The organism is Peptacetobacter hominis (assembly GCF_006861675.1).
Taxonomy (GTDB): Bacteria; Bacillota; Clostridia; order Peptostreptococcales; family Peptostreptococcaceae; genus Peptacetobacter; species Peptacetobacter hominis.
Map to the genome: position 1 here is coordinate 1 of NZ_SGJB01000009.1, position 15,754 is coordinate 15,754.

At 34.3% G+C, this 15,754-nt stretch carries 15 protein-coding genes; 3 read left to right on the forward strand and 12 right to left on the reverse strand.

What is annotated here, in order from left to right:
• Window positions 1-524: 524 nt before the first annotated feature.
• From lysS to EXD82_RS05835, 12 genes are all read right to left on the reverse strand, one after another.
• On the reverse strand, window positions 525-2,057 hold the full coding sequence (gene lysS, locus EXD82_RS05780) for a lysine--tRNA ligase (RefSeq protein WP_142535977.1): 1,533 nt from the start codon (window positions 2,055-2,057) through the stop codon (window positions 525-527).
• A 19-nt stretch (window positions 2,058-2,076) separates the two neighbouring features.
• Entirely contained in the window at window positions 2,077-2,556 is a 480-nt protein-coding gene (gene greA, locus EXD82_RS05785) for a transcription elongation factor GreA (RefSeq protein WP_142535978.1), read from the reverse strand.
• A gap of 103 nt (window positions 2,557-2,659) precedes the next feature.
• Window positions 2,660-3,628 carry a tRNA dihydrouridine synthase DusB gene (dusB, locus tag EXD82_RS05790; RefSeq protein WP_142535979.1) on the reverse strand — a complete coding sequence of 323 codons (969 nt, stop codon included), beginning with the start codon at window positions 3,626-3,628 and terminating at the stop codon, window positions 2,660-2,662.
• Window positions 3,629-3,674: 46 nt separating this feature from the next.
• Complete coding sequence (locus EXD82_RS05795; RefSeq protein ID WP_142535980.1) at window positions 3,675-4,448, reverse strand: type III pantothenate kinase; 774 nt, start codon at window positions 4,446-4,448, stop codon at window positions 3,675-3,677.
• A gap of 115 nt (window positions 4,449-4,563) precedes the next feature.
• Window positions 4,564-5,550: a biotin--[acetyl-CoA-carboxylase] ligase gene (locus EXD82_RS05800; RefSeq protein WP_142535981.1), complete on the reverse strand. Its 987-nt coding sequence runs from the start codon at window positions 5,548-5,550 to the stop codon at window positions 4,564-4,566.
• 96 nt (window positions 5,551-5,646) lie between these two features.
• Window positions 5,647-7,632 carry an ATP-dependent zinc metalloprotease FtsH gene (ftsH, locus tag EXD82_RS05805; protein WP_281282229.1) on the reverse strand — a complete coding sequence of 662 codons (1,986 nt, stop codon included), beginning with the start codon at window positions 7,630-7,632 and terminating at the stop codon, window positions 5,647-5,649.
• Window positions 7,633-7,659: 27 nt separating this feature from the next.
• The gene (gene tilS / locus EXD82_RS05810; protein WP_142535982.1) at window positions 7,660-9,045 is read right to left on the reverse strand and encodes a tRNA lysidine(34) synthetase TilS; all 1,386 of its coding nucleotides are present in this window, start codon (window positions 9,043-9,045) and stop codon (window positions 7,660-7,662) included.
• 156 nt (window positions 9,046-9,201) lie between these two features.
• A complete protein-coding gene (locus EXD82_RS05815) occupies window positions 9,202-9,618 on the reverse strand; it encodes a DUF1934 domain-containing protein (RefSeq protein WP_142535983.1) in 417 nt (138 codons plus the stop codon).
• 18 nt (window positions 9,619-9,636) lie between these two features.
• A complete protein-coding gene (gene murI, locus EXD82_RS05820) occupies window positions 9,637-10,440 on the reverse strand; it encodes a glutamate racemase (RefSeq protein WP_142535984.1) in 804 nt (267 codons plus the stop codon).
• 36 nt (window positions 10,441-10,476) lie between these two features.
• Entirely contained in the window at window positions 10,477-11,151 is a 675-nt protein-coding gene (locus EXD82_RS05825) for a GntR family transcriptional regulator (protein ID WP_142535985.1), read from the reverse strand.
• The gene (gene ispE / locus EXD82_RS05830; protein WP_174919173.1) at window positions 11,144-12,016 is read right to left on the reverse strand and encodes a 4-(cytidine 5'-diphospho)-2-C-methyl-D-erythritol kinase; all 873 of its coding nucleotides are present in this window, start codon (window positions 12,014-12,016) and stop codon (window positions 11,144-11,146) included. The genes EXD82_RS05825 and ispE overlap by 8 nt, the downstream gene beginning before the upstream one ends.
• 191 nt (window positions 12,017-12,207) lie before the next feature.
• Complete coding sequence (locus EXD82_RS05835) at window positions 12,208-12,486, reverse strand: Veg family protein (RefSeq protein ID WP_142535986.1); 279 nt, start codon at window positions 12,484-12,486, stop codon at window positions 12,208-12,210.
• A gap of 277 nt (window positions 12,487-12,763) precedes the next feature.
• Here EXD82_RS05835 and EXD82_RS05840 point away from each other — a divergent pair, with 277 nt between their 5' ends.
• The 3 genes from EXD82_RS05840 (at window position 12,764) to EXD82_RS05850 (ending at window position 15,737) form a co-directional block, all read left to right on the forward strand.
• Window positions 12,764-13,624: a LysR family transcriptional regulator gene (locus EXD82_RS05840; RefSeq protein WP_174919174.1), complete on the forward strand. Its 861-nt coding sequence runs from the start codon at window positions 12,764-12,766 to the stop codon at window positions 13,622-13,624.
• Window positions 13,625-13,788: 164 nt separating this feature from the next.
• Window positions 13,789-14,232, forward strand: coding sequence for a PTS fructose transporter subunit IIA (locus EXD82_RS05845; RefSeq protein ID WP_142535988.1), 444 nt, complete (start codon window positions 13,789-13,791; stop codon window positions 14,230-14,232).
• A gap of 35 nt (window positions 14,233-14,267) precedes the next feature.
• Entirely contained in the window at window positions 14,268-15,737 is a 1,470-nt protein-coding gene (locus tag EXD82_RS05850; protein ID WP_142535989.1) for a fructose-specific PTS transporter subunit EIIC, read from the forward strand.
• Window positions 15,738-15,754: the final 17 nt, after the last annotated feature.

The window sequence follows — 15,754 nt, forward strand, 5'->3', positions numbered from 1 at the left end:
ATATCTGGCTTAATTATGGTTTGTAAGAGTCCGAACAAATCGTTCGAACAAATTTATCTGCTGTTCAGTTTTCAAAGTTCATTTCTTATTTTCTTTTGCCCTCTCTCAAGGACAAGTATTATAATACCACCTTAATATAAAAGAGTCAACACTTTTTTAAAAAAATATTTATTTTTTCTTATTTTTATATTTTCTCCACTTTAAAGGTATTGAAATATCAGCTTTTCACTTTATTTTAGGTGATTATTTCCGCTATACAATTATAATCAGAACTCGTTTATATCATTTCATAAAACACATTAGAAATTTTATAATTGCAAAATATAAGCATTATACAAACTAACTATTCAAAAGAGTAAAAACCCCCATAAAAATCAGGAACTACAAAAATGATTCTCTGTAAAATGTAGTTAAAACCTTTTGTCAGACATAAGTTTAAACAAAAGAATTAAATACAAAACCAGGGTTTCTATATACAAAGAGAAGAAATCCTGTCACAAGGATTTCTTCTCTTCAAAATAATATTACTCTTCTTCTGATTCAACTGCTTCTTTTTTATCTATAGGTTTCATTGTAGGGAATAGTAATACGTCTCTTATTGTTGCAGAGTTTGTAAGAAGCATCATAACTCTGTCTATACCTATTCCAAGTCCACCTGTTGGAGGAAGACCTACTTCTAGTGCATTTAGGAAGTCTTCATCCATATCACACGCCTCGTCGTCTCCTAGTTCTTTCTTTCTTAACTGATCAAGGAATCTTCCTTTCTGATCTATCGGGTCGTTAAGCTCTGAGAACGCGTTTGCAAGTTCCCATCTGTTTGCAAATGCTTCGAATCTATCTGTAAGTCTTGGATCTTCTACATTTCTCTTAGAAAGAGGTGATATTTCAACCGGATGATGAGTTATAAATGTAGGCTGAACAAGATTGTCTTCACCAAACTCTTCAAAGAATGCGCTTATAACTTCTCCTCTTCTCATACCAGGAGTTATTTCTATTCCTTTTTCTTTTGCTATAGCTATAGCCTCTTCATCTGTGTTTATTTCGTTGAAGTCTACTCCAGAGTACTCTTTTACACACTCTATCATAGTCATTCTCTTCCATGGTGGTTTGAAATCTATTTCAGTTCCCTGGAAGTTTATTTTTGTACTTCCTGTAGCAACCTCAGCCATATGAGCTATAAGGTTTTCAGTTATTTCCATCATATCTGTGTAGTCAGCATATGCCTGGTATAACTCTATTGCAGTATATTCTGGGTTGTGCTTCATGTCCATACCTTCATTTCTGAACATTCTTCCCATTTCGTATACTTTGTCAAATCCACCTACTATAAGTCTCTTTAGATATAGTTCGTTTGCTATTCTAAGGTACATAGGTATATGAAGTGTATTGTGATGAGTTATGAAAGGTCTTGCATTTGCTCCACCTGCTATTGTGTTAAGTATTGGAGTTTCAACTTCAAGGAAGCCTCTCTCATCAAGATATGCTCTAAGTGCTTTAAGAGCTTTTGTTCTTGTTATAAATGCATTTTTAACCTCAGGGTTAACTATAAGGTCTACATATCTCTGTCTGTATCTTAATTCCTGATCTTTAAGTCCATGATATTTTTCTGGAAGTATCTGAAGTGATTTTGTAAGAAGTGTAACCTTGTTTGCTTTTATTGATACTTCTCCTTTTTTAGTTTTGAAGATTTCACCTTCAACACCTATTATATCTCCTATATCATAAGTCTTGAATATATCGTATTCTTCGTCACCTATTCTATCTTTTCTTACATAAGACTGTATTCTACCATTCTGATCCTGTATATCTATGAATCCAGCCTTTCCCTGTAATCTCTTACTCATTATACGTCCTGCTATTTTTGCAGTCTGTCCTTCAAGTTCGTCAAAGTTTTCTTTTATTTCTGTTGAATAATGAGTTCTATCATATCTGCTTTCCTTGAATGGGTCTCTTCCCATAGCCTGAAGATTGGCAAGTTTATCTCTTCTTACCTGAAGCACTTCGCTTAATTCTTCAGTAGATAATTCAGCTTTTACTTCTGTATTATTATTTTCCATTAAATACACCCCCGATTTATTATCTGCTTATTGATATTACTTTGAATTTTGCAGTACCATCTGGAACATTTACTTCCACTATGTCTCCCTCAGATTTTCCTAATAAAGCCTTTCCTATTGGAGATTCGTTAGATATCTTTCCAGAGAAAGGATCTGTCTCTGTTGATCCAACTATTGTATATTCAACTTCCTCATCGAAATCATAATCGTAAAGTTTAACTATTGAACCAGCTGTTATCTTTGTAAGGTCTATAGCTGTTTCATCTATTATAGTTGCCTTTCTTATCATGTTTTCTATCTTCATTATTTTCTCTTCAAGTTCAGCCTGCTCTTTTTTAGCCTCATCGTACTCTGCATTTTCTGATAAGTCTCCATAAGATATAGCAACTTTAAGTTTTTCAGCAACATCTTTTCTTCCAACTATCTTTAATTCTTCAAGCTCAGCCTCAAGTTTGTCAAAACCTTCCTGAGTCAGCAGTATCTCTTTGTTTTCTTCCATTTATCCTGTAGCTCCTTTTTTATTGATTTTTTATATAAAATTAAGCGGTTTTTATACCGTTTGTATTTTACTTTATCCGCTATATTATAGGCTAATATTCGCTTTATGTCAAGGTTTCAGCCATATAGCACTCAAGTGTGGATATTACTTCTGATGCACTTTCCATTTTATTTATAGAGTCCCTAAGTCTAGCCGAACCCTTCATTCCTTTCAGATACCATCCAAGATGTTTTCTCATTTCTCTTACAGCCACATATTCTCCATCTTCTCTTATTGCAAGATTGAAATGTTTTATAGCTGTTTTTATTTTTTCATCCACTGATGGTTCAGGTTTTATCTCTCCGGTTTTTATATAGTGGTTTATTCTATCAAATATCCATGGATTTCCCTGTGCTCCTCTACCTATCATTATTGCATCGCATCCTGTCTTTTTTCTTATCTCTATAGCATCATCTATAATTACTATATCTCCATTTCCTATAACAGGTATATTTACAGCACTTTTTATTTTCTCAATTATATCCCAGTCCGCTTTTCCTGAATAATACTGTACTCTTGTTCTTCCGTGTATTGTTATAGCATCTGCACCGCTTGCCTCAGCCATTTTTGCAAACTCAACGGCATTTATACTGTCCTCATCCCAACCTTTTCTGAATTTTACAGTTACAGGTTTTTTTGAATATTTTACAGCTGCTTTTATAACTTCAGAAGCAAGCTTTGGATTTTTCATAAGTGCAGAACCATCTCCATTTTTTACAACCTTTGGAGCTGGACATCCCATATTTATATCCAGTACTTCATTTGAATAATCATTAAGTATCTCAGTTGCCCTTCCTATATATTCAGGCTCAGAACCAAAAATCTGAACAGCTACCGGATGTTCTTCCTCTTCCATCTTAAGCATGCTCTTTGTCTTCTCATCGTCGTAGCAAAGAGCCTTTGCATTTATCATTTCTGTATAAAGCATTCCACACCCGTACTCTCTGCATATAAGTCTGAATGGAAGATCTGTAACTCCAGCCATCGGCGCAAGAAATACCTCATTTTCAAGTTCAAGTTCTCTTAGTTTCATATTCATCCCCTTTCCCAATACTCAAAAAGAGGTACAATAAGTACCTCTATTTTTCTTTATTTTTATCGTATATTATTCTAAGTCCATCAAGTGTAAGAAATCTGTCTATCTCATCTATACTGTCTGTTTCTGATGATATAAGTCTTGAAAGTCCCCCAGTCGCTATAACCTTTATATCGTCTCCTCCAAGTTCTTTTTTCATCATTTCTATGATTTTGTCTACAAGTCCGACATAACCATATATAAGCCCTGCCTGCATAGCTGAAACCGTATTTTTTGCTATTACAGTACCCGGTTTTATAAGTTCCACTCTGGGAAGTTTTGATGCTCTCTGGAAAAGAGCCTCACTTGATATTTTAACTCCCGGAGCAATAGTTCCTCCAAGATAGTCTCCCTGTTCAGATATAGCACAGAATGTAGTAGCCGTTCCAAAATCCACTATTATAAGAGGATATCCGTATTTTTCTATTCCGGCAACAGCATTTACTATTCTGTCAGCACCTACCTGTTTTGGATTATCATATTTTATATTAAGTCCTGTTTTTATTCCAGGTCCAACTACCATCGCTTCTTTTTTACAGTACTTTATGCAGAAATTTTCAAGAGAGTGCATAACATCCGGCACAACAGAAGATATTATCACATCATCTATTTCATCTATTCTAAGATTTTCATGTTTGAACAGATTTTTTATAAGCATACCGTACTCATCTGATGTTTTATCCTTGTCTGTATGTATTCTCCAGTAATTTTTAAGTTCTTCCCCTTCATACAGTCCAAGAACCATATTTGTATTTCCTACATCAAATACCAGTAGCATCTGTATACCCTCTTTCCTAAGCCATTACAGGCTGTAATTTTTCGGACCGTTCCATAGTCCGGACAAATTTTAATTTTAGCAATTTAGAATATCTATGTCAATATATCATCAGTTTTTATATATATCCATTTTTTCCTCTCACTGATACTTCTCCAGAAAATATAGTTTTTCTATGACCATTTTCATCTGTCACAATAAGATTCCCATCCACATCTATGCCGTTACATATGGCATATTTTTCTTCACCGCGTTCTATTACTCTTATTTCTTTTCCTATAAGAACAGAGTTCTCTGTACATATATCCAGAACTTCTTTCCTATCATCTTTTTCTATATATGCCTTGTACATTCTCTCAAATGATTTCATAAATTCAGACGCTATTTTTTCCCTGTCAGTCAGACATCCCTCAATAAAAAGAGATGTGGCTTTTTTTCTTATATCTTCTGGGAATTCTTCAGTTAGAACGTTTATACCAACACCGGTTGTTATACATTCTATTCTTTCAACCTGAGCCTTCATTTCAGTAAGTATTCCACAAAGCTTTTTACCATTCAGAATTATATCGTTCGGCCATTTTATTTTAGCATCCACATCCATATTTCTGAATGCATCAACAAGTGCTGCTCCCGATATAAGTGTTATAAACGGAGCTTTATTCAGAGGTATTTCCGGCTTCAGGACGATGCTCATCCATATTCCCTCTCCTGATTTAGATTTCCACGGCTTTCCGATTCTTCCCCTTCCACCGGTCTGTTCTTCAGCAATTACAACAGATCCGTCTTCCAGATTTTCTGAGTTTTCAAGTACATATTTATTTGTGGATTCAAGACTATCAAAACACTTTATATTACGTCCTATAAACTCAGTATCCAGAATAGATAAAAATCTTTCCGGAGAAAAGCTGCTGTTGTTTATAGACTTTAGTCTGTATCCTACTTTATTGACAGATTCTATATCGTACCCGTTTTCTTTAAGAGTTTTTATATGTTTCCATACAGCAGCTCTCGATATTCCGAGTTTTTCAGAAATTTCTTCACCCGATATAAAATTGTCACTATTCATAAGTATTTCAGCTATTTTTGCTCTATTATCTCTGGCCATAATATCACCCTTTATATATTTTTATTTCATTATACCCGATAAATAATGTTTGTATAAACAAAAAGGAGGATAAAAATCCTCCTTTTTAATCTTTATTTATTCCTCCGAAAAAGTTTTTACCTCTTCTGCATCCGATTTGTTTTCATCAATATTTTCATTGTTGTCTGATATATTATCCTTCTCTTTTTCTACAACATCCGAAACATTTTCAACAGACTCAGATTTTTCTTCAGAAATATTCTCTGTATTTTCCTCTTTTTCTTTAGATTTAAGTTCTCCGTTAAATGCCTGAACAAATTCCTTTTCATTAAGAGTTTCGTATTCAAGAAGAGCTTTTGCAACATTTTCAAGCTTATCCATATTTTCTGATATAAGTTTTCTTGTTCTTTCATGAGCTTCAGTTATTATTTTTCTTACTTCCGCATCTATCTCACTTGCAACCTCTTCAGAATACTCCTTGGAACTTCCAAAGCTGTTTCCAAGGAATACTTCTCCACCACTTTCAAATGTCATAGGTCCAAGTTTTTCACTCATACCATATCTCTTGACCATTCCTCTTGCTGTCTCACTTACTCTTTCAAGGTCGTTTGATGCTCCTGTAGATATATCAGAAAGAACAAGTTCTTCCGCAACTCTACCACCAAGCATAACGATTATATTTTCTTCCATTTCTCTCTTTGTTGCAAAGTATTTGTCCTCTACAGGAAGCTGCATTGTAAATCCTCCTGCCATTCCTCTAGGTATTATAGTTACCTGATGAACCGGACTCACTTTTTCAAGAAGATGTGCACATATCGCATGTCCAGCCTCGTGGTATGCAGTAAGTTTTCTCTCATCTTCGCTTATAACTCTTGATTTTTTTGCAACCCCAACTATTACTTTTGTTATAGATTCTTCTATAACTTCCATAGTTATTTTACTTTCACCTTTTCTGGCTGTAAGTATAGCAGCTTCATTCATAAGGTTCTCTATATCAGCTGGAGTAAATCCAGGAGTTCTTCTTGCAAGCACTCCAAGGTCTACATCATCTGCAAGAGGTTTCTTTCTTGAATGAACCTTGAATATAGCTTCTCTTCCTTTTACATCCGGCGCACCTACAACTACCTGTCTGTCAAATCTTCCCGGTCTTAAAAGCGCAGGGTCAAGTATGTCAGGTCTGTTTGTAGCAGCCATTATTATTATACCCTGGTTTATTCCAAAACCATCCATCTCAACAAGTAACTGGTTAAGAGTCTGTTCTCTCTCATCATGTCCACCGCCAAGTCCGGCACCTCTTTTTCTACCTACAGCATCTATCTCGTCTATAAATATTATCGCAGGTGCATTTTTCTTTGCATCTTCAAACAGAGATCTAACCCTAGATGCACCGACACCGACAAACATCTCGACGAAATCAGAACCACTTATACTGAAAAACGGTACTCCGGCTTCTCCGGCAACAGCTTTTGAAAGATATGTCTTACCTGTTCCTGGAGGTCCTACCATAAGTATACCTTTTGGTATTCTCGCTCCAAGCTGCGTATATTTCTTAGGATTTTTAAGGAAGTCGACAACTTCCTGAAGATCCTCTTTTTCTTCCTGAAGACCGGCAACATCTTTGAATGTAACCTTTTCTCCGTCTCCATCCTTGTGAAGTTTTGCCTTTGATTTACCGAAGTTCATAACTTTTCCTCCGCCGCCCTGCGACTGATTCATAAAAGTAAACCAAAGTACTCCAAGGAATATAAACATTATTATTGTAGGAAGCATACTTATAAACCATGGTGTTTCCGGTTTTGCTTCTCCATCTATTTTTAGATCACTTTTCTGACTCTGCTCTAAAATAGCATCTGCAAGCTGATCTCCTTTTACTTCTGAAGGTATATATGACTTGAATTTTGTCTTGTCCTTCAGAACGCCCTCTACTGATGTTTCATCTATAAAATATATTTCTGAAACTTCCCCCTCAGTCAGATTACTGTATACCTGGGAAAAAGGAATTTCTTTTACAGTATCCACTTCCTTGCCTGTAAACTGGACAACGCCTACTATTATAGCCAGCATCAGCACATAGAAAGCAACGCCTTTTAACATTTTCTTCAAACTTTATTTCCTCCTCTCAGCACTGTATTAAAGTTTTTTTATCGTTATTTTCAGTACTTCTTTTGTCTTTAAATCAGGGATATAGTTTTCGCCTGTTCTGTATGTACCAGCAGCTATTATACCATTTTCATCTTCTATTACCGGTATTCTGCTTCTCATTTCTCTAGGTATCTTCAGGTCTATAAATAGATCTTTCAGTTTTTTTGAACCTGCCTTTAATTTTATTTTATCTCCGGCCTGTCTATTTCTGACCTTTATTTCTCCTTCTATTTTGTCTGCATCTACACAAATTGATTCAGGATCCTTTTTCATACCTTTGAATCTCGACATACTCATTTGCTTAGTCTCTATTATAAGACCTGTTTCCTTTACTTTTACAAAACCGTTTTTAGGTATATTGTGACTATATTCTATATCCTCGTATTTGATTTCATTCATTGTAAAAAGAACTACATCATCTTTTCTATATGCAAACAATCCTCTTGGCAGATTCAGCATCTTGTTGTTTTTTGATTCCTCAAAAAGTTCCTCTACATCGTATATATGCTTCATATCCACAAAGTTTGTATCTCCAAGAACATCTCTTATGGAATATCTTATGACTCTTGACAGTATTGCCTGATGAAGTTCTGTGCACTCAGGTACACTAAGTTCTATTCCATCATTTGTCTTCTCTGAAATATCCCTGTAGATTTTTTCTGCCTCTGAATCAATATAATCTCCGTCATTTTTTAGACTGTTACTCATTCTTACTACAGATTCTATGACTCCGGGATTGAAATGTTCTTTCATATATGGTATAAGTTCAAGTCTTATTCTATTTCTTGAATATATACTTTCAAGATTTGTTTTATCTATTTTGGGATCAAGACTATGCTCCTCGCAATACGCTTCTATTTCGCTTCTTTCAACATCCAGAAGAGGTCTTATTATACCATCTTCTCTTGTATACTCGATTCCCCTAAGACCCTGAAGCCCGGTTCCTCTCATAAGCCTCATAAGTACTGTTTCAGCCTGATCATTCATATTGTGACCAATAGCTATTTTATTAGCACCGATATTTTTCTTTATTTCAAAAAACATATCGTATCTTACTTTTCTTGCTCCTTCTTCAAGAGAGTATCCATTATCCCTGCAGTATGATGGTACATCCACTGATTTTATAAAACACGGAATGTCTTCTTTTCTGCAAAGTTCGGATACATATAAAGCATCTCTATGAGCCTCTATTCCTCTTATCTGATGGTTAAGATGTGCTGCATAAACCTTTATACCCATACTCTCTCTTAAACCTGAGAGAACATGAAGAAGACATACAGAATCCGGTCCACCAGACAGACCTACAATTATGCTATCTCCTTCAGATATCATGTTGTATCTTTCTATTGTATTTTTAATTTTATTTAATATCATTTGACTACCTCTTTATTTATTGAAAACATAGATATATACAGTTCTTTTATCTGTTTTATACCTCTATTTCAATATTATAAACCAAATCTAGTTATAATAATACCAAAGATATTAAATAAAAGGTAGCTTTTTCCACTACCTTCTTAAAATTTAATATTATTTTATATTTTTCACATCAACTGTGACTTTGTTTCTTCCTCTGAACATATCTATTATATCTATATCATAGTCCATAAAAAGCCTTATATTGCCACAATTGTCTTTTTCTATATCTATTTTTCTTCCATTTGTTTCTATAAGAAAGGCTCCCTGTGGAATTACATATCTGCATACATATTTTTCTCCAGGTTTTATTCTTATATCAGTATTGAATGCACCCATTCTTTTCATAGATACATATTCGTCAGAAATTTTTATGGTATTTGTAATTTCCTCGCCATCCTGTTTTTCCTTATATATTATATATGTATTTCCATTTTTTTCGAATAGCTTTCCTGATGTTTTAAACTCTATTGTATCCATATTTCCGGCATCATCGTATTGCCTTGTTTCTATTTTTATTTTTACGCTCAAGCTAAAACCTCCTGATAATTAATATCTCTGTATTTCAACCTTGCTTACATCTATTTTCCTTTTAAGGAACTCTCTAGCTATAGATGTGAATTTTTCATTTATATCAGAAACAAAGTACTCACATGTTCCTGCTTCTTCTCTAGAAGTCATAAGATTTTTTTCCTCAAGCTGCTTTTTCAAATCATATGCAGTTTCTCTAGCAGGATTTACAAGCTTAACATCCATTCCCACTTCTTCTCCGATGGTTCTTTTAAGTATAGGATAGTGTGTACATCCCAATACAATCGAATCCACATCTTTTTCTTTTAAATCCTTTAGGTATTCCTTCGCTGTCAATCTTGCGACCTCTGTGTTTGCCCATCCTTCCTCTACTATAGGTACAAACAGAGAACAGGCTTTTCCATATATTTTTATTTTTTTGTTTATCTTCTTTATTTCCTGGTTATATGCTCTCGATTTTATAGTACCCTCAGTACCTATAACACCAACTTTTCCATTTTTCGTAGTCATAGCTGCAGTTCTTGCTCCTGCTTCTATAACACCTATTATAGGAATATCATATTTTTCCTGTGCTTCTGCAAGACTTCTTGCAGTTGCTGTATTACATGCAATTACAATGGCTTTTACATCCTTTGTTCTAAGGAAGTTTATAGCCTGAAAAGTATATTTTATTATTGTCTCTTTAGATCTCGGCCCGTACGGAACTCTTGCTGTATCCCCGAAATATACTATATTCTCATTTGGAAGAATTCTTTTTATTTCTTTTAATACAGTTAAGCCTCCAAGCCCCGAGTCAAAAACTCCTATTCCTCTTTCATCCATATATTACACCTGCTTTTGTATAATAGTTTTTGCTTTCTATTTCATGCTTTCTGCTTTATCAATCATATACTGTTCAGCTTTTTCTATATGATCCTTTGCACATTTTGCCGCATTTTCGCACTCTCCATTTTCTATTGCAGCTATAAGACTTTCATGCTCCTCTATTATTGAAAGTGCTGCATTATAGTCAGACATATATCCCTCTCTGAATCTATATACCTGTTCCCATAAAGCATTTATCATCTGTGCAAGTCTTTTATTTCCTGATGCTTCAAATATACATTGATGAAACTCAACGTCTTTTTTAAGTATCTCTTTTAAATCTGACTCTGATACACTCTTTTTAAGTTCTTTTGATATAGTCTTAAGTTTTTTGATTCCTGCATCGTCCATTCTTTCTGCTGCAAGAGATGCTGCAAGCCCTTCCAGTGCTGCTCTAACTTCAAGAAGATCTATTATATCCTTTATAGACATATCTGCAACATATGCCCCCTTTCTTGGAAGCATTATAACAAGACCTTCAAGTTCTAATTTTCTTATAGCTTCTCTTACAGGAGTTCTACTTACTCCAAGCTGTTCTGCAAGCTGTACCTCCATCATTCTCTGACCAGGTTTTAACTGTCCTTCTACAATAGCCTTTCTAAGACTTTCAAATACCACATCTCTAAGAGGTTTATAATTGTCCATATTTATTTTAGTTATATTATCCATCGATCTCTATTCCCCTTTCAGAACTGCTGACAAGATATACCTGTCTGTATTTTCTTTTTAACTCATTTTCTGCTCTCAAAGCATCATTTTTATCTTCAAATATTCCAAAAACTGTAGGACCACTGCCACTCATCATTGCTCCAAGAGCATCATTACTATACATGACATTTTCTATTTCCTTTATTTCAGGATGCATTTTCTCAGTTACGAGTTCAAGAACATTGTACATATTTTCCGCAACCGCTTTTATATCTTCCTGTTTAAGATATTCAATAAGCATTTCTGTATCCGGTCTTTTCTGTATCTCTTCAGAATCTATATGCTTATACACTTCAGCTGTAGATACATATATATCCGGCTTACATACAAGAATATTTGTTCCTTCCGGAAGTCCCTTTATTTGTGTAAGTTTTTCTCCAAGATTTTCTGCAAGAGAACTTCCCCCAGATATACAGAACGGAACATCTGCCCCTATTTCAAAACCTATTTCCTTCATATCATTTTCTGAAAGATTAAGGTTCCACACTATATTAAGAGCTTTTATTACTCCTGCTGCGTCTGTACTTCCTCCTGCCATACCGGCAGCTACAGGTATATTTTTTTCTATTTTTATATCAGCTCCATCACTTACTTTATATCTTTGTTTAAGTTTTGAAGCCGCCTTGTATACTATATTTCCTTCATCAAGAGGTATTTCATCACTTTCACTGTATAGACAGATTTTACCATCATTTCTTTTTTCAACATTTATTATATCGTATAAATCTATAGACTGCATTATCATTTCCACAAGATGATATCCGTTTTCCAGTCGTCCAAGAACATCTATGGAAATATTTATTTTTGCTCTACACTTAACTTTCATCTATTTCACCGCCTGTTATGCCATTATAAGCCTTACAGATTATATTATACTACAAATAAAAAACAAGTTGTATATAATATACTGTATGTATATAAGTTATTTTGATGAATTCTCCTCAAAAAAATAAATATGCAGTACATAGAATTAATCTATATACTGCTCTTTATTTCCAAACTTATCTCTCAGTATGATTAGCTTACCTTAAGGTTTTTATCCTCTGGTTCACTGTTTTTAAAAACCCGAAGCTTTACATTTGATGTAAGAAGATCTGAATAACTGTATGATATTCTTGAATCATCATTTCTTCCATCTTCAATTCTTACTACAAATACGCTTGGATATACTTTCTCAAGTACCCCTCTTTTAGTGACAATCTGCTTTCTCCCTTTATTAGCCTTTAGTAATATCCTCTTTCCTAAATGCTTTTCTAGACTTTCTCTTATTTTATCTAAAGTCTGGACTGTTGCCATTATATCACCTTCCCACTTTTCCTATGTTTACATAATAGCACAAATTTTCAGTCAAGTCAATGTATAACTATTTATTTTATAAATTTTTTTGTATTTTGTCAATATAATTTCATATATAATACAGTATTCCTTATATTTTATTATTTATATATATTTTTACTATTTTCGTTTTCATTTTAACAATTTTATTTTGTTAACAGATGAAATTTCATTTATAATAGTATATAGAGATATAATGTCTCTACATAAATTAAAATCTATATTTACGGTGATTAAAATGAAAATAGAAAAACTTCATTATTTCGAAAGCGTTGCCAGAAATAAAAATTTCACAAAAGCAGCGAAGGAATGTCATATTGCCCAACCTGCAATAAGCCATCATATACACAGTCTTGAAGATGAACTCGGAACTCCACTTTTTATAAGAAACAGTAGAAATGTATCCCTTACTCCACGGGGAGAGGTTTTTTATGAAGAAGTGGTAAAAATTCTCAAAGCATATGAGGATGCTGTTATGAAAACAAAATTCAGCTCTATGTATTCCAAGGGAAAACTGTCTATAGGCATGTATGGTTTCAGTTCTTTAAACATACTTGATGCCACAGTTTCTTCTCTTAAATCAAAATATCCTCATGCTGATATATCGTTCGACAGATGTCAGGATGTATGTTATGCGAACTATTTATTGGAAGGCAAATACGATGTTATTCTTGCCTACGTTTCTCCATCACTTACTCTTCCTGACGAAATTGCCTTCAAGGCTATCAGAAGCTGTCCTTTTGGAGTTATGATTCCAAAGGAAAATCCACTTTCGACTAAAGTGAGTGTAAGTATGTCAGATATAGAAAACTCGGATTCAAATGTATATATACTGGACACACACACAGATTATCTGGCAAGAACAAGCAATATAAAATCTTCAAGAATAAAATCAGAAGATGATATGGAGCTTTTACTTATTACAGGAAGCCTTAATAGAGGAATTGTTTTTACAACCAGACATGAAGCTCAGGAATTCAGAAATAGTACTATGGTTTTCAGAGAGTTATCCGATGAGGGAATTATGTCATCTCAGGGTATATACTATCTTAAAGATCATAACAACTGGGTTCTTACACGGCTTTTAGACTATTTATAAGGGTGATAGATTATCTTTCACCCTTTTTTGTATAAAGAATTTGTCACTCGATTTTGACAAAAGCTTTACTGATTTATAGTTTGTCATTCCCCCTATGACATTATCGTAATTTTTAAATTTCGAATATTTATATATAATGAATTTAACGAAAGGAGATATGATTTATGAATTTAGTTACAAAAGAAAACGTTAATTTTAACCTGAATACAACTACTAAGGAAGAAACATTAAAAGAACTTGCTTCTATGGCATTTAAACTTGGAAAAGTTTCTGATTCAGATACATTTTTCAAGGCTCTATGTGAAAGAGAAACCGAAAGTACTACTGGATTTGGAAATGGAATAGCGATACCACATGCAAGACATGCGTGTGTCAAAGAAGCTGGTATACTTTTTGTAAGATGTTCAAATGATATTGAATGGGAATCACTTGATGGAGATCCTGTAAATGTCTGTGTGTGTCTTATAGCTCCAGATGATCAGAATGATTTTCATCTTAAAACACTTTCAAAATTTGCAAGAAAACTTATGCATGAAGATTTTGTAGATGTCCTTAAAAATGCTTCAGAAGAGGATGTTCTTAAATCAATAAATGAAGTGATAGCTTAATAATTTTTAAATTTCATAAGGGGGTAATTTTTCAAATGAAGAATCTTAAAATAGTAGCTATAACAAACTGCCCTGCAGGTATAGCTCATACCTATATGGTTGCTGAAGCTTTTGAAAAAAAAGCCAGAGAACTTGGTCATGAGATACATGTTGAAACACAGGGTGCAAGTGGTGTAGAAAACAGACTTACAGATCAGCAGATTGCTGAAGCTGATTACGTTATACTTGCAGTCGGAAAGGGTCTTTCAGATTCAGACAAAGCAAGATTTGCAGGTAAAAAAGTAATAGATATGAAAGTCAGTGATGCTCTTAAAGAAGTAAAAACTATTTTCGATCATCTTGAAGAGAGAGCTGTCGTATATGACAGTGTTGATAATAGCAATAATAATTCCAATACTAATAATACTAAAATAAAACTAGGAAGCCAGAAAGCTGCTCGGGGAAGTATAATGTCTCACCTTATGGCTGGTATATCAGCTGCACTTCCTTTTGTTATCGGTGGTGGTGTACTTGTAGCACTTGCAAACGTACTTATGAGACTTGGTATGCCTTATACAAGCTTTGAAGATGGCGGTGCTTCTTTTGCATGGATAATGGAGCAGATTGGTTACCTTGGCTTTACATTCATGATACCTGTTATGGGTGGATACATAGCTTATAGTATAGCTGATAAACCGGGTCTTGCTCCTGCATTCATTATAACTTATTTTGCAAATAACAAAGATATGCTTGGAACTGAATCTGGATGTGGATTCCTTGGAGCAATATTCTTCGGTTTAACAATAGGTTATTTTGTAAAATGGATAAAATCATATAACTATCCACAGACTGTAAAATCACTTATGAACCTTGTTATAATACCATTTGTTACAATATTTATATTTGGTGCGTTCACATTCTATCTTGTAGGACCATTCCTTGCCGGACTTATGGGAGGAATGCTTGAGTTCCTTAACAGTGTACCACCTCAGTATAAATATCCTCTAGCATTCCTTATAGGTGCAATGCTTGCATTTGATATGGGTGGACCAATAAATAAAATTGCCTGGTTCTTCTGCTTCTCTCTTGTTGCAGAGAAAATATTTACTTGGTATGCGATAGTCGGTGTTGTTGCATCTGTTCCACCTGTTGCTGCAGGTATAGCTGCTCTTCTTAGACCTAAAATGTTCTCTGAAGAGGAACACGATATGGCACTTTCCGCTATTATTGTTGGTGGTACAGTAGCCACAGAACCTGCAATACCATTTGCAATGGCTGATCCAATCCCAATGATATCAGCAAATACTATAGCTGGTGGAATAACAGGTGTTCTTACTATAATGCTTGGCATAGAACGTATGGCTCCAGGACTTGGAGTATTTGACCCTCTTCTTGGTCTTATGACTCCTGGATGGGCATTCTATCTTGCATTTGCATTCGGTGTAGCACTTAATGTAATTCTTATACTTGTATTTAAACAGATGATGATGAAACATCGTGCTAAAAAAGCTGCTCTTGCAAAGTAAAAAACATTTTTGAATAA